Genomic DNA, 20964 nt, shown 5'->3' with positions numbered 1-20964 from the left:
GACGGGCGGAAGCGGTGAGGGTTCCGGCCCCGCCTTCACCAATTCTTTGCACTGGCTTCGCAAGTGCGACTCCCCATGCCGGACCTGACTTTTCCTCACTCTTTCCTCGCCTTTCCTCGCGAGGAAAAGCTCTGCGTCATCCGCTCTCCCGCCCCCTACCGTGTCCGGGCGACCTGACTGAGGGAGGCCCGGGACGGTGGAGTCACCTGCCGAGAACAAGCGAAGCGCGGCACTTGCCCTGGCGGTACTGGGAGTTCTGCTGATCGCCTCCCTGGTCGTCCTCGTCGTCTTCGACGGTGACGACGACACGGACGACCCGTCGAACGGCGGCAAGTCCCCCTCGGCGGCGGCCCAGGACAAGAACGGCGACCCGGGCAGCGGCACAGGCGGCACGGGCGACGGCGGAGCGGCCCGGCCCGCCACCGACTCGGTCCCGCCCATCGTCACCCCGCAGGAACTCGCCGAGGCCCACCGCGCCATGGCCGCCTACATGAGCGGCCTGAGCACGTACAAGTACACCGACCAGAACGCCACCTGGTCCAAGCCCCTCCTCGGCCTCACCGTCGCCGACGAGCGCATGAAGGGCCTCACCGCCCTGCCCACCGGCAAGGACTGGGACACCTGCCAGGCCGCCCGCTGCGCCTCCACCGGCAAGGCCACCGTCGTCCGCGACGGCATGATCGCCCAGGACCTCGTCAGCGGCGGCGGCAGCCTGGTCTCCAGCGTGGTCACGCTGACCTCCGTCCGCACCGAGAACGGCAAGCAGACGCGTACGGAGACCAACTCCTGGCTGGTCAGCACCCGTAAGGACGCGGGCTCCTGGAAGGTGTCGGGCTTCGACCTGCAGGGCCTCGGCAACGTGGGCTCGTCCGACAAGACGGGGGACTGATACCCGATGGTGGCTCCTGCCGTACTCGCGGCCGCGTCGAAAGCCGCCAAGGTCGCCAAGACGGCGAAGATGGCCGCCCAGATGGCCGGCGGCCAGGGCGGCGGCGGTGGCGGCAAGAAGAAGAACAACGGGAAGATGATGCTGCTCGCCGGCCTCGGCGGGCTGCTGCCGGTCGGCGCCGCGGGCTTCGTCTCCATCGTCCTGATCAGCGCCCTCGTCGGCGGCCTCGGCAGCGGCGCCGCCCAGGCGGCCTGCGGCAACTACGCCGAGAACGCGGGCGGCGGCAACACCGGTGACCAGGCCGCCACCAATCCGATCATGCCCGCGGGCAAGATCTACCTGCCCAGCGAGACGGCGCGCAACGAGATACCCCCGCGGATGATCCTCGCCGCGATGCGGGCCGCCGCGCGCTACGAGGGCCTGGACTGGACGATCATCGCCGGCCAGATGTACCAGGAGACGAAGTACGGCCAGGACCCGTCCGCCGCGCCCGGCGGCCGCAACAGCGCGGGCTACATGGGCCTGCTGCAGTTCGGCACCCCCGCCTGGAAGGACTACGGCGACGACGGCAACGGCGACGGCAAGAAGGACCTCTACAACATCGACGACGCGGCCTTCGCCGCCGCCAACTTCATCCACGCGCTGAAAGCCGAGAGCCAGCCCTGGAAGGCCCTGCTCCGCTACTCCGGCTCGCTGGACAGCAACACCGTCTACCCCCGCGTGGTCCTCACCCAGGCCGCCCGCTACCGCGGCAACCTCACCGGTGAGAAGAGCCTGATCGAGGGCTGGTACGCGCACCTCAAGACGACCGTCGAGAAGAACCCGAACTTCCCCACCCTCGGCCAGAAGTCGGACATCCCCGAGCCCGTGGGCAACAACGCGCAGCCGACCGAGGCGCTGAGCATCGCCGCCTCCGCCCCGCGCTCCTGGTCCACCCCGCCCTACCCGGCCGGCGACTCCGGTACGAACACCCGCGCCGCCGCGGACCCGGCCGCACCGGTCTCCGCGGACCCGGGCAGCCGCCTGCAGACCGTCTCCTTCTCCCGCCCGCTGATCAAGCCCGCGGCTCCCGCGGCTCCCGCCGCGCCGCCCGCCCCGGACGGCAAGAACTGGCAGTGGCCGCTCAAGGAGGGCTCGTACACGATCGGTACCAAGTACCACCAGAACGGGCCCAGCTGGAGCCTCGGATACCACACCGGGCTCGACCTGCGGGCCTCCGCGGGCACCCCGATCTACGCCCCCGCCGACGGCAAGGTCATCAAGGTCAGCAGCGGCGGCTCGTACGGCAACGAGACCCACATCGAGCACGCGAACGGCGTCGTCACCCTGTACGCGCACCAGACGAAGGCGATGGTGTCCCAGGGCCAGAACGTCAAGCGCGGCGACCAGATCGGCACCGTCGGCAGCACCGGCAACTCCAGCGGCCCGCACCTGCACTGGGAGGTCCGGCTGCCCGGCGTGGACAACCCCTTCGTCCCGGGTCAGGACAACGGCCCCGGCATGATCGACCCGCAGGGCTGGCTCGAGGGCAAGATCTCGGCCACCCCCGACTACGGCACCGTGCCCGGCGGCGGGGACCAGGCCAAGGACGCCACGTACGCCTCCTGCGCCAAGGACGGCAAGGGCACCGCGGTGCCCCCGGACGGCGCGGGCGTCTCCGGTGTGCTGCCTGCGGCCGACGACCCGGTCGTACGGGCGGCACTGCGCTGGGCCCAGCGCGGCGTCGGCCGGCCCTACGTCTGGGGCGCTCCGCGGCTCCAGGGTGACAACCCGGCCTCCTTCGACTGCTCCAGCTTCACGCAGTGGATGTACTACCAGGCCAGCGACGGCAAGATCGACATCGGCTCGGTGACCTACACCCAGGAGGCCAAGCTCCGCTCCTCCAAGGTCGACCTGAGCCAGGCGCAGGCCGGTGACCTGATCTTCTTCCGGCCCGGCCCGAACGGCTCCGAGCACGTCGGCGTCATCTGGGACCCGGCCGGCAAGAAGATCCTGCACGCGCCGCGTCCCGGCAAGAACGTCGAGTTCAGCACGTGGGACGTGCAGGACAAGATCACCGGCGTGTACCGGGTGCCGATCCCGCCGGGCACCCACCCCGTGGAGAGCGGCGGCGAGCACGCGTAGCGGCCCGTCACATGCACCAGCAGCACCAGCACCGGACGGGACGCCTCGTCCTCCGCGCCACATCCGCTCCAGCGGAAGGAAAGTCCTGACCATGGCCTCCCCCCAGCAGAAGAAGCCCCGCGCCGACGAGGACTGGACGATCGAGATCGTCTGCCTCGTCGGGGGCCTCCTCGCGCTCCTGTGCGGTGCCTGGCTCGCCGCGCGCGTCGGCTCGTCCTTCGGGGACGCCGCGGCGCCGCCGGGCAACCCGTTCTCGTTCGCCGTGTCCCTGGTCACAGGCGACTACTCCTGGCCGCACGGCGCGGCGAACGCCGTCGCGGCCGCCGAGGTCCTGCTCCTCGCCGGGGCCGTGACCGCCGTCTACCGGCTGCGCCAGCGCCTGCGCAACAAGCCCGACGTGGACGGCGCCGCCCGCCACCTGGCCAAGGGCGAGGAGCTGGGCAAGCTCACCATGAAGGGCGCCGCCGCGACCGCGGAGCGCCTCGGCGTGGACAGCGCCTCGCCGGGCGTCTTCATCGGCCGTTCGCTGCACGGCCGCCAGCCGCTCTTCGGCTCCTTCGAGGACATGCACATCGACATCTGGGGCCCCCGCACGGGCAAGACGACCCGGCGTGCCATCCCCGCGATCCTCGACGCCCCCGGCTCGGTGCTGGTCACCTCCAACAAGCGCGACATCGTCGACGCCACCCGCGGCCCGCGCGCATCCCGCGGCCAGGTCTGGGTCTTCGACCCGCAGCAGGTGGCGCAGGAGCCGCCCGGCTGGTGGTGGAACCCGCTCTCGTACGTGACCGATGTCGCGAAGGCCCGTAAGCTCGCCGACCACTTCGCCTCGGGCTCCCGCGACGCCGACGCCTCCACGGACGCCTTCTTCGACCCGGCCGGCCAGGACCTGCTCGCCAACCTCCTGCTGGCCGCGGCCGCCTCCAAGGCGTCCATCACCCAGATCTACACCTGGCTGTCCAACCCGAAGGACGACACCCCCGAGCGCATCCTGCGCGCCGCGGGCCACCTGATGCCGGCCGACGCCCTGTCCGGCGTGATCACCGCCCCGGACAAGCAGCGCAGCGGCATCTACGGCGTCGCCCAGCAGATGGCCTCCTGCCTGATCAACCCCGAGGTCAACAAGTGGGTGACCCCGCTCTCGGACTCCGACGACCGCCCGGAGTTCGACCCGCGCGAGTTCGTCCGCGCCGACTCCACTCTCTACTCGCTCTCCCGCGAGGGCAGTGACAGCGCCGGCCCGCTGGTGACCGCCCTGACCGTGGCCGTCGTCGAAGCCGCCGAGGAGTACGCCACCACCCAGCGCGGCGGCCGGCTCTCCCGCCCCCTGGTGGGCGTCCTGGACGAGGCCGCGAACGTCTGCCGCTGGCGCGCCCTGCCCGACCTCTACTCGCACTACGGCTCGCGCGGCATCATCCTGATGACGATCCTCCAGTCCTGGGCCCAGGGCATCGAGGTCTGGGGCGAGCGTGGCATGGAGAAGCTCTGGTCGGCGGCGAACGTCCGCGTGTACGGCGGCGGCGTCTCGGACACCCGCTTCCTGGGCGACCTCTCGGAACTGGCCGGCGAGTACGAACTCCGCGAGTTCACCACGTCCCGCGAATCGGAGACGGGCGGCTGGTCCGGCAACCGCACCCTGAACGAATCGACCCGCCGCGACCGCGTCCTGAAGGTCTCCGACCTGGGCGCCATGCCCCCCGGCCGCGCCCTGGTCCTGGCCTCAGGCACCAAACCGGTCCTGGTAGAAACCATCCCCTGGTGGGAGGGCCCCTACGCCCCCCAGGTCAAGGCATCCCTAACCCGCCACGACCCAGGCCCCACCCGCCCCTAACCACCCCGGCCCCGGACCCCATCCCGGGGCCGGCCCATTTCCCCAGCTCTGAACCATCACCCGGCGGTACCCCGGACAACGAGCACCGTCCCCGACGGGCTGTATCGCACGGACACCGAGTCAACAGTTGAGTAATACCCAAAGAAGACGAGACCAAAGGAGACTAGCAGCTAGACAAGGCGACTATGCACGTGCCAGAGTGGGCTCTGCCACCAAACACCAGGACTGGTGGACAGACCCGGGGAGAGTCATGAGCCAGGAATCCCAGCAGCAGTTCGTCTCGGTACCCGTGCCGAGCCAGTACGTCACGCAGGTGTACGCCTTCCTCGCCGAGCTGACGGGCGCCACCTCTTCCGCCCCGTCGGCTCCTCCGACAGCTACGGAGACCAGCCCGTCGATCGACTCGGCCGATGAGGACCCGCTCCCGGTAGTCGAATGGACCGTGGAGGATTTCCGGAAGCTGATGATCGAGCCGTTGAGTTCGGTGCAGGCCGTCGCCCGAGTACTGGACCTCTTGGCGAAGGAGCCTGACACGCGGGTGAGTTACACCTCGATCGCCAAGCACCTGGACATGGAGAAGAAGAGCCTGCAGGGCAACCTGTCCGCGTTCACCCGGGCCGTGCGCAAGCACTACAAGCGCCGCAACTGGCCGATGACTTGGTCGGAGGCGCTGACCAACGAGCCCGGCCTCAAGTCGGAGTTCTTCTACACGATGAACGCAGCCACCGCCACACGCTGGCTGACGGCACGCAGCCAGGGCTGACCAACAAGCACCGGCGGGGGCGACCCCGCCATGCCCAGACTCACAGAATGCCTCTGCCCACGCAAAGTGGGGCTTAGGCATGCAGAGCCGCCTTCGGACTGCGAAGAGCATGGCCCACACATTGCGAGGACGCCCAAGATCATCCCGGGCTGGCACCGAGCGACGCCACAGGATGCCGCTGAGCACGTCGAGGGCATGAGGCCACGTCAGGGAAATCTCTTGGTGGGCATGGGGGTTGCGGCCGAACTTGAAAAACGTCCGCATCCGGAGCCGCTAGACCTTCTCCAGACGAAGCAGGTCTTCATGCCAGATCGGCACCGGGAACGCGTCGCGAGACCACGGACCCCGGGGAGGGTCCGGTTTCTTCAGCTCGTAGTTGTACGCGTTGAGTCACGGCACGTCTTGTAGAGACGGGACAACGACCAGGCTGCCGGGCACCCGCCCGCACCATCGCCCTCGGCCACCGCTGCTGCAGGCCATTTGCCCGTTCGGCCACCGGCGGCGGCTACGAGGCCCGAAACGGCAGCGCAGGCGCGCCGGATTCTTCGGGAGAATCACAAAGGCCCAGGTCAGACGATGTCTGACCTGGGCCTTTTCTGAGCCGCCTTCGGGATTCGAACCCGAGACCTACGCATTACGAGGCCCCACAAGATCATCCCAGCTGGTGCCGGGCCGTGCCACAGAATCCTGTTTCCGCAGGTCAGTACGGTGCGGCCCGGCCCCGACATGCTGCCCAATCCACCCTGTACCACCTCGTCCGCTCACGCACCGCTCACGCAATGGCACGCCCCCGCGGCCCACTACACCGGGTCTACGTCCTCGGGAACTTCCCCGCCAAGCGACTCGACAATGGTCGCAAACTCCACGAGAGCCGCTTGGAGGTCCTGGAGGATCTCCAAGGCAATGACCTCAGGGGCCAGGTGGCTATCAGCGTCCTCCAGGGCTGGGTCCTTCATCCAGGTGATGTCCAGGTTCACCTTGTCTCGGGCCATTAGCTCGTCGTAGGTGAAGACCTGCCAGGGACCGTCCGGAGCCTCAGAGGGCACTCGGGCAGTACGCGACTCGCCGGGGCAGTAGGCGGCGACGAAGTCGTCAAGGTGGGCTCGAGTGAGAGGGCGCTTCTTGAGGGTAAAGCTCTGGCCCGTGCGGAAGTCGTAGATCCATGTCTGAGTGGTGTGCGGCTTGCCGTCAGCCCGTGGGGTCTTCTTGTCGAAGAACAGCACATTGGCCTTGACCCCGCCGGCGTAGAAGATGCCGGTAGGCAGTCGCAAGATCGTGTGCAGGTCGAACTCTGCAAGCAGGCGGCGACGGATCTTCTCACCCGCACCGCCCTCGAAAAGGACGTTGTCAGGGAGAACGACCGCCGCACGGCCGTCGATAGCCGTCAGCGACATGATGTGCTGCAAAAAGTTCAGCTGCTTGTTGGTCGTGGTAGCGGTGAAGTCATCCCGGTCGTACTGGATGTCCTCCTTCTCCACGTCGCCATCCTGCCCGATCACGGCGATCGCGGACTTGCGACCAAAAGGCGGGTTGGCCAAGACCAGGGATGCGTGGCGCCCACTGGGCTTGTCAGCAAGCGCGTCTCCCACAGAAACCAGGCTCGGCCCGTCACTCGTTCCGATGCCGTGCAGCAGCATGTTCATGGCGGCTAGACGAGCTGTTCCTACGACAAGCTCGTTACCCCTGATGTGATCGCCTCGCTGTAGGGCGACACGCTTCTCAGCGTCGAGTTCACGCATGTGGTGCGCACGCAGATAACTGTGCGCAGCGATCAGGAAGCCACCAGTACCGCAGGCCGGGTCCGCGATGGTGTCGTCAGGGGTGGGCTGAACGACGTCCACCATGGCGTCGATCACTGAGCGCGGGGTGAAGTACTGGCCAGCGCCGGTCTTGGTGTCGGAAGCACCCTTGGAAAGCAAGCCCTCATAGGCGTCCCCCTTGAGGTCCGTCCCCTTGACGGTCCACTCCTCCTTGCCGATCAGCTCGACCACGAGCTTTTCGAGAAGGGCGGGCTTGGTAATTCGATTCTGGGCTTCCGCGAAGATCGTGCCCATGGTGGTATCTCGGTTTAGGCGGAGCCTGTCGAGGATGTCGCGGTAGTGCTTTTCCAGTGCCACCCCACGCTTGGAGGCGAGGGACTTCCAGTCATACCCCGCAGGGACGACCTCTGCGGACTCCTCGTCATCCCATGAATTCTCCGCGATCTCGTCCACCATCTTGAGGAAGAGGAGGTACGAGAGCTGTTCGACGTAGTCGATCGTCGACATGCCGTTGTCGCGAAGCACGTTGCAGTAGTTCCACAGCTTGGCAACCAGAACGTTGGTCTGCGCGGCAGCCCTTGCTCTTACCTCGAGGGAAGACGCAGCAGGGTCGGCCAGGGTTTCGGTGCTGATATCGGAGGGGGCGGTCACAGGGGGAGCTCCTGCTGTACAGAGTCAGTGGGGGCGGGGGTGCGGTCCGGTGCGGCGGCCACCGCCTTCGTGGCGGCAGCCTTGCCGGGCGCCGCCAAGCCGCGCCGAGGCCGCTTGGGGCGCGGCTGAGCGATGCGCTCGGCGCGGATACGGGAAAGCAGAGCGCTGGCGGGTTCGTCGGCCGGGTTCTGGGCGAGGAGGGTTCCACTGAAGGCACGCCGGAAGAGAGTCGCGCGAAGGACACCTGCACGAAGAAGGTTCCGGTCGGCAGCCCGATCCATGGCAGCAACGCCGGAGAGGAGCTCGTCGCAGCGCGCGACCCGCTCCTTCTGCACCTCCAGCGGAGGGATGGGGAACTCGACGCGCTTGAGGCGTTTCGCTGACAGGTGCGCAATATTCGTGGTAATGCGCACCTCTCGCATGAAACGCTTGGCGTGCAGGTGCCTCCGGAATACCATGAGAGCCCATTCAGGAAGAACGTCATCATTCACCTTGAATCGAATGAGACTGTTCGTGAAAGCGACGTCCCTCGGATATCCTCGATACAGAGCCGGGCGCCCCACAAGGTGGGGACTCTGCCCCTCATTTAGCAGTACATCACCATTATGGAGCCGATATTTTTCGAATACACCGGAGAAATCCATCTCCATAACATCCGATGCGTCGATGCGATCCTCGAAGACGTTGGCGACTCGAAGGTATGGGCGCATTTCTGGACCATCATGCCAGTCGGGATGCCTAGCCCTTCCCAACTCGACCGTTCCAGCTCCTTCTACCGTGACGTGCCGCCAGCCGGCAGGGAGATCCTCAGGAACAAGATCAAGGAAGATCGCCTTACGGAGTCCCTCCAGCCTGCGGCGAGATCGCTTCAAGGTGGAGACCACCGAGTCCAAGTAGGAGAGGTGGACTTCCAGAGCTTCGACGATCCGCTGCTGCTCCTCGAGTGGAGGAAGGGAGAACCCAATATCTTCCAGAATCCCCTGATTAACCTTGTAAATGCCAGCCGTCGTACGCGCCCGAGACTCGATCTGCTCGCGCACTAGCGGGGAATCCCAAAGCAGCCGAAGGTACCCCGGTAGCACCAATCGGGGATCAACCCGGACGCGAATCATGGTGTCAGGGAAAGCCACGGGGTTGAGGATCGACCCCACCAACCCCCCGCGCCCCACCAACTTGATCGAGCCGTTCCCCCGACTCAGAAGGAAGTCCCCCTCAGCGACGCAGAAGCGAGCGGCCTCGGAGGCCGTCCACGCGCCAGCCTTCGACTCTGTGAGATCGATGCGGCCGCCCTTGATCGCGGTGAGGCGGAGTACAGGAAACCCTCCGTCGAAGCTTCGGACGGAACGCCCGTTGATCAACGGCTCGCTGATGACATCCACGAGGCGGACATACGACCACCCCTCCGGCAAATCCGTCCCGCTCAAGCCAGTTCCTGATTCAGCTCGCCCAATAGTTCCTGCGCCTTGATCTTGCCGCCGAACGCGTTCGCGAATCCGCTGCGCCCGCCGTAGGCGGTGAACGGTTCGATTTGCAGTTCCACGGACTCGATGCCGACGTCAATCGCGATCACGTCGCGGATTCGCTCCAGCCAAAGCAGCTGGTCCTGCGTGAACTCCACGCCCGCCTGCTCCTGCCGCAGCAGCCAGCCCTGGAAGCGCTCGTGAACCACGGTACGGTATGGGCGTAGCTCACTGTCCGCACCCAGCTCGTAACGGATGAGGGCTATAAGGTCGCCCAGACCGGCCTCCCTGCCAGGATGGGATGCTGCGCGGCCAAGGTCCTCGTAGAGACCCCAAAGTATGGTCGGTGTCCAGGTGCGCTTGCTAACCGTGATCGTGGCGATGAGGTCACGCAGCGCCGCACGCTTCTCGGCAACCGAACGACGTCCGCTGCCAGAACCAAGTGCGATTTGGATCGCAGCGTTCTGGTCACGCTGGGCCTTGGTGAGAAGGGTTCCCCACTCTGCGATTTCCTTGCGTGCGCGTTCTTCGCGCGGGACCTCGACGAGGGAGGAGATCTCGACTTCGGTGGTCTCGTCGTAGGTGAGGTCCTGCTTGTGGCGGATGTCGAGGATCAGCTTGCGCAGCTCGGGGTTGCCAGTGAGCGGTGCGATGGCGTCCGTGACCAATTTACGGGCCGCCTTTTCACCGCCCTCACGCAAAGCTACATCCTGACGATCCACGTCCACTGCATCGGCGATGGCCCGCGCGATGGCAGCCAGCGATGTACCGCCGGCGGCCTCCTCAAGTTTGTCCCGTTCTTCTTGGACGAGCTGGCGGTCAACCCGGGCTAGGCGGCGGGCCAGAGTTTCGGCCTCGTCCGTGGTGATGGACTTCGTGCCGGCCTTGTCCAGCAGCTTGGACAGGGCGATCTGCTTGTCTCCCGCCGGAAGCAGCGGGCGGGCGTCGACGAGCGGTGAGTCTGTGACCCCGACCGCGTCAATGAGGACGAAGCGGTCCTTGGCCACGTCCTTGGCCGCTTCAGGAGTGACAGCCCGGAGCTCGTCGGGGTCGATGGAGCGGGCGCCGCGGCCCTTCATCTGCTCGAACAGGACCGGACTCTTCACCGAGCGCAGGAAGATCACGCACTCCAAGGCCTTCACGTCCGTGCCTGTAGCGATCATGTCGACGGTGACAGCGACCCGGAGGCGGAAAGAATTGCGTAGGTCGTTGATCAGCTCATCAGGGTTCTCGCCGTTCTTCCGCGACTTGTACGTGATCTTCTTGGCGAAGTCGTCGCCCCGCCCGAAGACCTCCTTGACCTGCTTCAGTACTTCTTCGGCATGGTCCTCGCCGACCGCGAACACCAAGGTCTTGGGCAGGTCGGCCCGGTTAGGGAACCAGCGCTGCCAGTTGTTCCTGTACGTGGTGAGGACCGCGCGGATCTCGTCCTCTGCGATGACAGAGCGGCCCAGCTCCTTGGTGGTGTAGTCGAAGTCCTTGTCGAGTTCCTCGTAGCGTTGGGCCCGGGTCTTGCGATCGCGGATGCGTACGGTCGTACCCGCCTCGATCTTCGCGCCACCGTTGTCACGAATGGTGGTGTTGAGGCGGACGATGTCGAAGTCGACGTTGACGCCGTCAGCGACGGCCTGCTCGAAGGTGTACTCGGAAACCATGTTGTTGTCGAAGAAGCCTCGCGTCTGGGGTGTGGGCGTGGCCGTCAGGCCGACCAAATGGGCGTCGAAGTAGTCCAGGACTGCGCGCCACAGCCCGTAGATGGAGCGGTGACACTCGTCCACGATGATCAGGTCGAACGCCTCGATCGGCACCTCAGGCCGATATTCCACGGTGGCGGGCTGGTCCAGCAAGTACGTCTGGTCGCCGCCATCGGCCTCCTGCGCGTCCTTGATGTCGTCAGCTGTGTCGTCGTCTGCCAGAGTCTCGCCCTTGAGTAGGGCATACATCTTCTGGATCGTGCAGACCACTACGGCCGAGGTGTTCTGGATGCCAGCTGCGCCGAGCCGGTCCACGTTGTAGATGTCCGTGAGGATGCGGCCCTCATCGGGAGTCTTGTAGCGGCGGAACTCCGCCAGTGCCTGGCGGCCCAGGTTGTTCCGGTCCACCAAGAACAGCACGCGCTTGGCGCCGGCGTGCTTGAGAAGGCGATGGGTGGAGGTAACGGCTGTGTACGTCTTGCCCGCGCCAGTTGCCATCTGGATCAGTGCGCGGGGGCGATCTGACGCGAGGGACTGCTCCAGGTTCGTGATCGCTTCGTGCTGGGCGTCGCGCAGCCCGTACTTTTCCAGCACCGGCATCCGGTCGCGCAAGGCTGCTCGGAAGGTGGGCGCCTCGGGATTCAGTCGACCCAGCCGGCGGTCCTCGTCAGCCTTCTCAGCCCTCGCCATCCAGCCTGCGACCGTTTCCGGCTTGTGGAAGGTAAACACCTCGCGAGAGCGAGCCTCGGGGTCCAGACGGTTGACGAAGTACGTCTCAGTGCCGGTTGTCGCGTATCGGAAGGCGAAGGGCTCTGCCTGCGACCACACAGCCAGCCGGTAGTCCCGATGGACACCGTTGGCGTACCGCTCGTTCTGGGCCAACGCGCTGCCCAGGTGGGACCCCTCTCGCTTGGCCTCGATGACGCCCACAATCTGCTCGTCCACGTACAGCACATAGTCCGCGCGGCCGGTGGCAAGCGTGAACTCGCGTACGGCCACGCCTCGGCCAGCCGTGATGTTCAGATCCTTGCGGTCCTGGACAATCCAGCCCGCCGCCTCCAGCATCGCGTCGATGCGGACACGAGCCTGTACCTCGTTGAGCGGGGCAGGACGCCGGGCGCGCTCCACGATCGCGTCCCGAGCAGCTACGGCGACCTGTCGAGGCTGCTTACGCTCCTTCTCGTACGCCGCCTGCTGGGCGGTGCGCATCGAGGCGATCTCTGCTTGGAGCTGCTCCAGCTTCTCGGCTAGGGCGGACTGCGCCTGCTGGGCGCTGACCATGAGCGCCTCTGCCTCTGCGCGAGCCTGGTGCTCGGCCTGCAGTCGATCACTGGTGTCGCTGAGCTTCACTCGCGACTCGGCGAGGGTCTGCCGCTGGTGGTCGAGTGTTTCCTGGAGCTTGGCAGTCTCGCCAGAGTTTGTCAGCTTCGGAAGCGCAGGCGGCACGAAGGCCCGAACCACGCGCGAGCCGGTCAGAGCTCGGTCGAAGAAGACACCAAGCTCCCAGCACAGGCGAACGGTCTCCAGGGCGACTGCCGTGTCGAAGAGGTGGTTGTGGACCGCTTCGTTGCCGCTGCGTCGGAGCTTGTCCATGGCATCGCGTACCGGCGGTGTCAGGGCACCAATACGGGTAAGAGCTTGGAGTCGGTCCACCTGGCGGGTGCCCTGGACCCGCGTACCCGTACGGGTCACCAGCTCCTCAGCAAGCACCTCACCGAACTGGCGCGCGCTGACAGACGAAGCATTCGGGTTGGTGAAGACGGTCAGCTCAGCCTGCGACCCGTACAACGCCAGCAGCGGCTGATGGACGTAGAGATCTCCGAAGTTTGGCGATGCCTTTGCGAGATCACGAAGCCGCTGATCCACCTGTCTGCCCCACCCCTATTTGGATCCGATTGAGCGTCAGCTTACGCAGCTCACGACGCGGGCGGGACGGATATGGCGGGTACTCCACTTGGGTCTGGGCAAGACCCGGCATGAGGACACCCCGAGTGGAAGGAGGTGGGCGCCGAAGCCCATCCGGGCACCCGCAGCTCCCTCGCCGTGTCGATGAGGAGAGACGGCACTGGTGGCTCAGCCAAGGTGGAGATAGGTGTCGGCGAGGTAGTCGCCATTACGGCTACAGGTCACGAAGCGCTGTGAGAACCTGCCCCATCATGAGCGGGGTGATCTCCAGGTCGCCGGCACCAGGTTCGCTGAGTGCCGCCCGTGGGTGAGTGGGCACTTCGGCCCAGACGATCTTTCCCAGGTGCAGCTCGGTGGGGTAGTAGCCCCAGCGTTTGGCCATAGCTTCGGTCAGAAGCAGTCCGCGGCCTCCTGTGGCGCTGCTGTTGCTGACACGGGGCGCCGGTGGCCGAGGGTCGTTGTCGCTGACCGAGACAACGACGCCACGGTCAGTGGGCCAGAGTCTGAGAACGATCGTGCCGGGGCCGGCGGATTCGGCACTGGTGGCAGCGGACGACACCGCCGGGCGGGCGTGCTGGATCGCGTTGGTAGCCAGCTCCGAGACGAGGAGCCGGGCGACTTCGATGCCCTCGTCGGGGAAGCGCCAGCGCTGGAGGATGTCGACGGTGTGGCGGCGGGCCCAGGCGACGGCGTTGGTGGTGGCGGCGAGGGTCAGTTCACTGATGGACGGGGGGACCTGGTTCATGCGGGTGGCTCCCTCGGCGGCGTGGCCGGGCGGGTGCGGCGATGTGGCGTGGGTGGAGGCCCGCGAGGCCGGGACGGCTAGGGACGGGGCGTCCCGGCCTCGCGGGCTGCTTGAGGGGTTACTTCGTGGCGACGACGTACACGCTGCCCCAGCGGCGCTTCGGGTTGGCCATGGTGGGGTCGAAGGTCCAGGGTTCGACGGCGGTGAAGCCGGCGTCGGTGAAGAGCTGGACGAGCTTCTCGTGGTCGTACGCCCACAGGTGCGGGGTGTAGGTGGGGTCGTCGTCCTGGTCGCGGAAGACGAGGTTCACGAGGTCGAGCCGCGTGTTGATGTCACGGCGGCAGTCGCGCTTGGCGTACCAGCGCTCGATCGTCTCGTCGGTGGCGTCCATGGGCCCGGGGTACTGGCTCAGGGCGAAGGCGGCGTCGGGAACGCCGGTGACGATCCGGCCGCCCGGCACGAGGACGCGGTGGGCCTCGCGGATGTAGTGCTTGGCCGAGCGCGGGTAGTCGAGGTGCTCCAGGAAGTGCTCGGAGAAGATCTCGTCGGTGCTGTCGTCCTGGAGGGGGATGCCCTCGCGGATGTCCCAGAGGAGGTCGGCCGGCGGGACGAGGTCGATGTTGAAGAAGCCGTCGATGCGGTGGGCCCCGCCGCCGATCTGGACCTTGGCGGGCTTGTCGTCGATGCGACCGTTGGGCCAGGCGCGCCGGCTGGCGTGGTGGTAGCGGTGGAGCTCGATCTCCTTGGCGGCGGCCCGGAGGGAGCGGGCGAGGCCATGGGTGGTGGCGGGGTCGGCGAGGACCGAGGCGATCTGTTCGCCGAGGAGGTCGACGGAGGGCATGCCGGAGGGACTCATCACGGATCTCCTACGTGTGAGGTTGCTCGGGGTGGGGTGGGCCGCGAGTGGCGGCGGCGGTGATCAGGCGGCGCTGGGCGCGGGGGCGGTCCACTGGTTGTTGCGCATGAGGGTGTACTTGATGTCCACCAGCCGCGGGGCGATGGTCAGCGCGAGCTCTTCGGTCGGGTGGAGGTGGCCGGTGTCGTCCTGCTCGGCGCGCCAGACGCGGTAGTCGAGGTTGGGGTAAGCCGGGTTGATGCCGATCTCGCCCTTGGGGATCGTGCCGTTGAACGGGGCGACGATGTCCATGTGGTTCCAGTAGTTCCAGGCTTGCAGCGCCTTGTGCTGGTCGTAGTAGAAGTAGAAGTCGGGGTAGCGGCCGAAGGTGCGCAGTTCCCGGTGGATGAGGTGGCCGAGGAGCGGTCCGAGCTGGGTGGAGAGGCCGTCGAACTCCCAGCGCGTGTGGTGCCAGGCTTCGGGTATCTGGCCGGGGGTGAAGAGGCGGGCGGCGACGAGGTGGCTGATCCGCTCGACCAGGTACGCGCTCGCGTGGCTGGTGTCGATGGTCGGGTCGACTCGGTGAATGAGCGCGGCCAGCTGCTTCGGACGGGGACGGAACCTCGCGAGGTCGAACTTGCCGGCCATGGCGGGGAAGGAGGCGAACAGCATCTCCTTGTACAGCCAGTTGTTCAGCTCGCCGAGCTCGGCCAGGCGCCGGGTGTGGCGGGAGGCCGAGTAGAGCATCAGGTACTCGGCGATTGCTTCGAAGTACAGGTAGCCGAGGATCGGCAGCCGGGGGATCGTCTCGTCGAGCAGCTTGAGGAACGGCTCGGCGTCGACCTGGGTGCCCTGGTAGGCGACAGCGGCAGCGGTGGCGAGGAACGCGCCCGAGTTCTTGACCCGGCTGACGACGGTCTCGCGAAGCTGGTGCCGTTCGTTCTTGCTCAGCAGGTATTCGAGGTGGCTGTATATCTGCAGGTGGATGAGGCCCAGCCGCAGGTAGTCCACGCCGGCGAGCCCGCGGTACGCCTGCGGCGGGGTGTCGATCTCGAAGATCAGCGGGGTGGGGAAGCGGTCGGTGACGCCGAGCTTGGCCAGGAAGGCCGGCGCTTCCTTGGTCAGGATGTAGGCGCCGAGGTTGTGCATGCGGAAGCCCTGGTCGGTCGCGGTGAGCGGTGCGCAGTAGATACTTCCGACGAGGCAGCCGCCCGACGGGTAGAGCACTCCCTGTCGGCTGATCTCCTCCAAGGCGTGGGTGACGTGCAGGAGGTGCAGCTTGCCGTTTCCGCTCAGGGCCTCGAAGAGGGCGTTCTGCCGCAGCAGGTGGCCGTTCGGGGTCTCCTCGGCGAGACGTCGGTCCCAGCCCGCGGTCTGAGCAGCGAGCGGGTCGGTGTGATCGGACGGGCTGGGGATGAGGGTCGAGTCGAAGTAGGCGTGGGCGTCGGCCCACAGGTGGTAGGCGTCGAGGAAGTCCATGGTCAGACCAGGCCCTTCTCGGCGAGCGCGTAATGGACGGCTGCGGTGCCGCTGGCCCCGGCGAGGTAGGCCCGCTCCGAGATCAGGACCAGGTCGAAGGCGAGGCCGCGCAGCTGGTCGAAGGCGGGCTCGCGGACGTACCGGGAGTCCGGCCACCACTTCAGCTTCGGCAGCCGGTAGCGGTCCAGGGCATCGGCGGCCTTGACCACGTCGGTGATGCGCTCGGCCCGGACGTGGTCGGACTTGTCGTCCGCGGTGAACGCCTCGTACGGAATGTCGTGCAGTCGGGCGGCGGTGGCCACCTGCACGATTCGTCGGGGTGTGGCGGCGAGGCCGAAGTGGTCCCAGACGGTGTCGGCGTTCGCGGCGAGCCAGATGGCCGCGCGGGCGCCATGCCGGCGGTCGTCCTGGTCGTGGCGCCGCTGGCAGTCGTGTACGGCGGCGGCGAGGATCGCCGCCGCGGTGTCACCTTCGTCGAGGTCGTTCGCCTCGGCGAGGACGGCGGCGAGCGCCGCCGTCCTCATGGCGTGCCGGACGCCGTGGAGCGACGTGTACAGGCGGGGGTCGGCCCACCACCGGGTGGGCAGTCCGCCATGCGCGAGCAGCTCCTTCGACTGCGGGCGCAAGGCCGGCTGCGGTGCCGGCGGGAGGTCGGGCCTGTTGTCGCTGATCCACGCGATGGTGGCGTGGTCCATGTGCTGGTGGAGCGGGAGCTGCCCTCGGGCAGCCAGGTCGATCAGACTTGCGGTCAATGGGGTCGTGCTCACTCGTGCCCACCCCCTTGGTGGTCTCCGCGGTGATGTTCCCTACCGGATCGGCGCGGCCTGCTGCTCGCGCTCCTTGCGCTCCTGCTCGGCGGCCTCGAAGGCTGCGGTGAAGTCGGCCAGCTCCTGCTCCGTCATCAGGGTCACGCCGAGCGTCGTGGCGACGTCGGTGATCTTGGCCTCAGCCTCGGCGCGGGCGGCGTCCGAGGCGCCGTCCTCCAGCAGGACCTCGAACTCGGCGTGGTAACCCCACGCCTCGCTCCACTTGGCCGCGATCTCGACGCCGTCGAAGCGGAAGTTGTGACGGAAGTTGAACGCCTCGTGCACCGTCTCGAAGCCGAGGGCGTTGAACACCTTCACCGCGGCGGGAACGTCGGCGGGGGCGATGGCGAACTCGGTCTCCGCGAAGGCCGCGCCCTGCCCGATCTTGCTCCCCTTGAGGGTGATCTTGGCGGTGCCAGCGGCGGTGTTGTCGGTGACCTTCAGGAGCTGGTCGGGCAGCACGTAGAAGTAGATGTGCTTGTCGTCGGGGCCCAGGTCCTCCCCGTCCGCCTTCAGGCGGGTGACGAGCTGGTCGTGGACCTCCTTGGTGAAGCGGGCGCGCATCTCGATCTCGACGGCCACGGTGCTGCTGCCTCCTCGTTTCAGGCATGGCGAAGCCAGCCGGACCCTGCCGCGAGGGGCTGTCCGGTCGGGCGATCGCTATGGGGTTTGGTGGTCGAACGTGGGGTGATGCGGCCGATGCGGGTGCCGGCCGCATCACCCCGGTGATGTGGCGGGTGTCAGCCGAGGGTGCCGAAGCGCTCCTCGACCACACCCGAGTGCAGGTACGTCGGCAGCTGGACGCCTCCCACCGACGTACGGCCGGTGGCGACCTGCTCCTCCGTCTCGCTGGGGAAGCCCTCCAGCAGACGCAGGCACTGCTGGGCCCATTCCTGCGACGCGGGCCAGTCGCCCAGGTCGCGGTGGCGCACGGCCAGGGCGTACGCGGTCTCGGTGGCGGCCCACCGGTCGGTCGCCAGCTCACGCTGGAAGATCGACTCCAGCTCGTCGGTGGAGGCCAGGCGGGTCTGGTTGGTCATGGTGCCCTCTCGGTTCAAACGGTCGTGCCCCAGTGGTGATCAACGCCCTGGCGCCCCCGCGGTGACGCCGTGACCCGCTGCTAGTACGTGTAGATCTCAGCCAGCGTCTTGTAGTCCTGCAGCTCGTCCTTGTCGAACCACAGCTCCACCTCCTGCTTGGCCTCCTCCGCGTTGCCGGAGGCGTGCACGAGGTTCGCGACCGCCTTGCCCGAGGCAATGCTGGCCGCCGCGCTGTAGTGCGAGAAGTCGCCCCGCACCGTGCCGGCGGGAGCCTGGTTCGGGTACGTGCTGCCGACGATCTTGCGGACGGTGGCGATGGCGTCGAAGCCCTCCAGCACCAGGGCGATGACCGGCCCCTGCTGCATGAACGTCGCCGTGAGGCTGTAGACCTCCGAACCCAGCCGTTCTTCAAGATCGAAATAGTGCTTGCGGGTGAACTCCTCGTCCATCCACTTCATCTTCGTGCCGACGATCTTCAGCGCGGCATCCTCGAATCGAGTGATGATCCTTCCTGCCAGGCCACGCGCCAGCGCATCGGGCTTGAGCAGGACGAGCGTGCGCTCGACAGTGTGTGCCTGAACCTCGGCCATTGACTCCCTTTCGCCTTGCTAGCAACCGAACATGACGGACAATCAGCCGTCATCTGCTGAGGTTACCGGCGCTGGCAGGGCGGTTCGGGCGTGCGGGCAATGCCCCGGACGGGCGAATGCCGGCCAAGGTGCGACCGATCAGCCCAACGAGAGGCCCGATTCAGCCAACTTCTCTGTCTCCGCTATCCGCTGGGGGTACGCACCTAGAATCTCCCTGTGGTCGTCTGGCGCTCTCGCGCCTCTCATACGCCTCCCAGGGACTGAGCCTTCGACGGGTGATTCATTGGCCCCTGGTGACTCCGATTCTTCCGGGGCCCTTCCCGCGTGACCATGAAGTGCCAGTGCAGTGGGAGTACACTTTCGGCGCGCGGATTCCTGCACCGGGGCGGCGACGAGGGGACGGCCTTGTGGACGTGATCGAGCGCTGGAGCGGCCGGTACGCCTGCCTGCTGCAGTCCGCCCTACGGCTCGGCAACGAACAGTTCGCCGCCCACCTCGGCATCGCCGTGAGGACGGTGGCCACCTGGCACGCCGATGCGTCCCTCGTGCCTCGCAGGGAGATGCAGCAGCTCCTCGACACGGCCCATGAGCAGGCTCCTGCGGCTGCGCGACAGCGCTTCGCGCTCCTGCTGGCAAAGGAACAAGCCCCAGTGGACTCGACACCGCCCGGCGCGCAGGCGCTGCGGGTGGCCATCGCTGTGGTCGTCCGTGACAGCGACGTCCTTATGGTGTGCCGGCGGGACGACGACGCCGCTGGGATCACGTGGCAGTTCCCGGCTGGCGTCATCAAGCCGGGCGGCAAGGCGGAGACCACCACCGTGCGGGAGACCTTGGACGAGACGGGTGTCCACTGCGCGGTCCGGCAGCACCTCGGGAACCGGCTTCACCCCGTAACCGGCGTGCTGTGCGAGTACTTCCTGTGCGAGTACCTGGCCGGCGAGGCCACGAACAGCGACGTGGCCGAGAACATCGACGTCATGTGGGTCCCCAGAAACTCGGTGCCCCGCTTCATCCCCGTCGATACGATCTTCCCACCCATCCTGGCCGCCCTGGAGGAGCAGACGTGACGAACCAGAATGCGGACGAGCGCCCAGGCATCGCCGCCGCCATCGTCGTGAACGAGGGACGCGTGCTGATGGTGCGCCGCCGGGTCAGCGAGGGACAGCTCTCCTGGCAGTTCCCGGCCGGCGAGGTCGAGCCCGGCGAGGCCCGCGAAGACGCTGCTATGCGGGAGACCCAAGAGGAGACCGGGCTGACCGTGGCGGCGGTGAAGCTCCTCGGCGACCGAGTCCACCCGAAGACGGGCCGGCTGATGTCGTACACCGCGTGCGAGGTCTTGGACGGCACGGCCCACGTCGCGGACACCGAAGAGCTGGCCGAACTGGCCTGGGTCACCCATGGCGAGATCCCGGAGTACGTGCCGTACGGACTGTTCGAGCCCGTGCAGGAGTACCTCGACACCGCCCTGTTTTCCTGAGCCAACGACGACTTCAAGTACGCCCTGGAGTCGAACGAAACCGGCTCCTACTATTGCATGCGTCGAATCACGACTACGCGGACGGAGATCAGGACAGACGTCTGTTCAGATCAATTACGCAGCAACGCCCACACATCGTTGAGTCGCTTCATGTAGGACTCGCCGACCATCCGGGTAAGTTCCGCTACGGCATGCGCCAGGCGGAGGGCAGGAACCGCGTCGGGCGTGCCAAGGACCTTGAGTGCACTCAGCACGTCGAGGTAACTACAGGGCAGCCTTCCGGTCCGAGAGATGAGGCTCTCCTCGGCGAACGCGGCCAGAATGTCGCCGGCAACTTCGCCCTTACGCAGCTTGTAGCCCGCCCATCTCCGCTTCACTTGGCTGACGTGGAATCCCCGCAACCCGTCATTCAGTCTCATACCAAGATCGGCTGCCACCCGCACGACGACCGCCTCTTCGCTCACAGCCACCTTGGCCTGCCATGCAGTACGGAATGCATTACTCCGGTTCTGCGTGATGGTCTGGCAGAGCACGTCTATCGCAGTGTTGAACGCCTTCATGAGCGCAATGCCGCACGCCATCCAGTCAGCCGATGTCGCCGGATCGCGACCGCCACAGACCGCCTTAGCCCAGCGCTCGGCCTGCTCATCCTGCTTGTTAACGCCGGTGTGCTGGTGCGAGGTGCGCAGTTGGTTGATCAGGTAGTCGAAGTCACGAGCACCGCTCTGTGCCCTATAGCCAATCAGAAATCGGACATCGAGCTTCCAGGTCTCCCACCACAGCTGGTACGCCGTCGAAACCAGTTCCTTGAAACCGGCTTCATCCTGCACGCTATCCGGCCAGGACGTGAGGAACGAAAGATCCAGAGTCATACCGATCGAGATCTGACGGTGTCGAGCCAGGGTGGTGCAGCGG

The 20964-nt window shown here is 66.8% G+C and carries 17 protein-coding genes; 6 read left to right on the top strand and 11 right to left on the bottom strand.

What is annotated here, in order from left to right:
- The first annotated feature begins 196 nt into the window (after positions 1-196).
- The 4 genes from ABZ873_RS02470 to ABZ873_RS02455 all read left to right on the top strand — a co-directional run bounded on the left by ABZ873_RS02470 (position 197) and on the right by ABZ873_RS02455 (position 5607).
- Positions 197-889 carry a hypothetical protein gene (locus ABZ873_RS02470; protein ID WP_360864066.1) on the top strand — a complete coding sequence of 231 codons (693 nt, stop codon included), beginning with the start codon at positions 197-199 and terminating at the stop codon, positions 887-889.
- A 6-nt stretch (positions 890-895) separates the two neighbouring features.
- Entirely contained in the window at positions 896-3013 is a 2118-nt protein-coding gene (locus ABZ873_RS02465; protein ID WP_360864064.1) for a peptidoglycan DD-metalloendopeptidase family protein, read from the top strand.
- A gap of 91 nt (positions 3014-3104) precedes the next feature.
- Entirely contained in the window at positions 3105-4844 is a 1740-nt protein-coding gene (locus ABZ873_RS02460) for a TraM recognition domain-containing protein (protein ID WP_360864062.1), read from the top strand.
- A 250-nt stretch (positions 4845-5094) separates the two neighbouring features.
- Positions 5095-5607: a hypothetical protein gene (locus tag ABZ873_RS02455; RefSeq protein WP_360864060.1), complete on the top strand. Its 513-nt coding sequence runs from the start codon at positions 5095-5097 to the stop codon at positions 5605-5607.
- Positions 5608-6407: 800 nt separating this feature from the next.
- Here the strand turns inward: ABZ873_RS02455 and ABZ873_RS02450 are convergent.
- The 10 genes from ABZ873_RS02450 to ABZ873_RS02405 all read right to left on the bottom strand — a co-directional run bounded on the left by ABZ873_RS02450 (position 6408) and on the right by ABZ873_RS02405 (position 18572).
- Positions 6408-8018, bottom strand: a complete 1611-nt coding sequence (locus tag ABZ873_RS02450; protein WP_360864058.1) for a class I SAM-dependent DNA methyltransferase — start codon at positions 8016-8018, stop codon at positions 6408-6410.
- A complete protein-coding gene (locus ABZ873_RS02445; protein ID WP_360864056.1) occupies positions 8015-9442 on the bottom strand; it encodes a restriction endonuclease subunit S in 1428 nt (475 codons plus the stop codon). Before ABZ873_RS02445 ends, ABZ873_RS02450 begins: the two co-directional genes overlap by 4 nt.
- Positions 9439-13038: a DEAD/DEAH box helicase family protein gene (locus tag ABZ873_RS02440; protein WP_360864054.1), complete on the bottom strand. Its 3600-nt coding sequence runs from the start codon at positions 13036-13038 to the stop codon at positions 9439-9441. The genes ABZ873_RS02445 and ABZ873_RS02440 overlap by 4 nt, the downstream gene beginning before the upstream one ends.
- Before the next feature lie 253 nt (positions 13039-13291).
- A complete protein-coding gene (locus ABZ873_RS02435) occupies positions 13292-13822 on the bottom strand; it encodes an ATP-binding protein (protein ID WP_360864052.1) in 531 nt (176 codons plus the stop codon).
- Positions 13823-13940: 118 nt separating this feature from the next.
- Positions 13941-14678, bottom strand: coding sequence for a methyltransferase domain-containing protein (locus ABZ873_RS02430; RefSeq protein ID WP_360864050.1), 738 nt, complete (start codon positions 14676-14678; stop codon positions 13941-13943).
- 63 nt (positions 14679-14741) lie between these two features.
- Entirely contained in the window at positions 14742-16136 is a 1395-nt protein-coding gene (locus ABZ873_RS02425) for a hypothetical protein (protein ID WP_360864048.1), read from the bottom strand.
- A 2-nt stretch (positions 16137-16138) separates the two neighbouring features.
- On the bottom strand, positions 16139-16903 hold the full coding sequence (locus tag ABZ873_RS02420) for a hypothetical protein (protein ID WP_360864046.1): 765 nt from the start codon (positions 16901-16903) through the stop codon (positions 16139-16141).
- Between the two features lie 39 nt (positions 16904-16942).
- Positions 16943-17524, bottom strand: coding sequence for a CYTH domain-containing protein (locus tag ABZ873_RS02415; RefSeq protein ID WP_360864044.1), 582 nt, complete (start codon positions 17522-17524; stop codon positions 16943-16945).
- A 158-nt stretch (positions 17525-17682) separates the two neighbouring features.
- Entirely contained in the window at positions 17683-17982 is a 300-nt protein-coding gene (locus ABZ873_RS02410; RefSeq protein WP_003955012.1) for a hypothetical protein, read from the bottom strand.
- Between the two features lie 80 nt (positions 17983-18062).
- The gene (locus ABZ873_RS02405; protein WP_360864042.1) at positions 18063-18572 is read right to left on the bottom strand and encodes a nucleoside-diphosphate kinase; all 510 of its coding nucleotides are present in this window, start codon (positions 18570-18572) and stop codon (positions 18063-18065) included.
- Positions 18573-18979: 407 nt separating this feature from the next.
- Between ABZ873_RS02405 and ABZ873_RS02400 the strand changes: the two genes are divergently transcribed.
- On the top strand, positions 18980-19639 hold the full coding sequence (locus ABZ873_RS02400) for an NUDIX hydrolase (RefSeq protein WP_360864041.1): 660 nt from the start codon (positions 18980-18982) through the stop codon (positions 19637-19639).
- On the top strand, positions 19636-20049 hold the full coding sequence (locus ABZ873_RS02395) for an NUDIX hydrolase (RefSeq protein ID WP_360864039.1): 414 nt from the start codon (positions 19636-19638) through the stop codon (positions 20047-20049). Before ABZ873_RS02400 ends, ABZ873_RS02395 begins: the two co-directional genes overlap by 4 nt.
- Positions 20050-20159: 110 nt before the next feature.
- Here ABZ873_RS02395 and ABZ873_RS02390 read toward each other — a convergent pair whose 3' ends face one another.
- A complete protein-coding gene (locus ABZ873_RS02390) occupies positions 20160-20921 on the bottom strand; it encodes a hypothetical protein (RefSeq protein WP_360864037.1) in 762 nt (253 codons plus the stop codon).
- Positions 20922-20964: the final 43 nt, after the last annotated feature.

This window comes from Streptomyces sp. NPDC047014 (assembly GCF_040644195.1).
Lineage (GTDB): Bacteria > Actinomycetota > Actinomycetes > Streptomycetales > Streptomycetaceae > Streptomyces.
This window is presented reverse-complemented; position numbering and strand designations above follow the sequence as displayed.

Coding starts and splice junctions, on each gene's coding strand:
- ABZ873_RS02425 (WP_360864048.1), bottom strand. CDS start 16,136: ATGGACTTCCTCGACGCCTACCACCTGTGGGCCGACGCCCACGCCTAC.
- ABZ873_RS02435 (WP_360864052.1), bottom strand. CDS start 13,822: ATGAACCAGGTCCCCCCGTCCATCAGTGAACTGACCCTCGCCGCCACC.
- ABZ873_RS02405 (WP_360864042.1), bottom strand. CDS start 18,572: ATGGCCGAGGTTCAGGCACACACTGTCGAGCGCACGCTCGTCCTGCTC.
- ABZ873_RS02455 (WP_360864060.1), top strand. CDS start 5,095: ATGAGCCAGGAATCCCAGCAGCAGTTCGTCTCGGTACCCGTGCCGAGC.
- ABZ873_RS02460 (WP_360864062.1), top strand. CDS start 3,105: ATGGCCTCCCCCCAGCAGAAGAAGCCCCGCGCCGACGAGGACTGGACG.
- ABZ873_RS02430 (WP_360864050.1), bottom strand. CDS start 14,678: ATGAGTCCCTCCGGCATGCCCTCCGTCGACCTCCTCGGCGAACAGATC.
- ABZ873_RS02465 (WP_360864064.1), top strand. CDS start 896: ATGGTGGCTCCTGCCGTACTCGCGGCCGCGTCGAAAGCCGCCAAGGTC.
- ABZ873_RS02410 (WP_003955012.1), bottom strand. CDS start 17,982: ATGACCAACCAGACCCGCCTGGCCTCCACCGACGAGCTGGAGTCGATC.
- ABZ873_RS02390 (WP_360864037.1), bottom strand. CDS start 20,921: ATGACTCTGGATCTTTCGTTCCTCACGTCCTGGCCGGATAGCGTGCAG.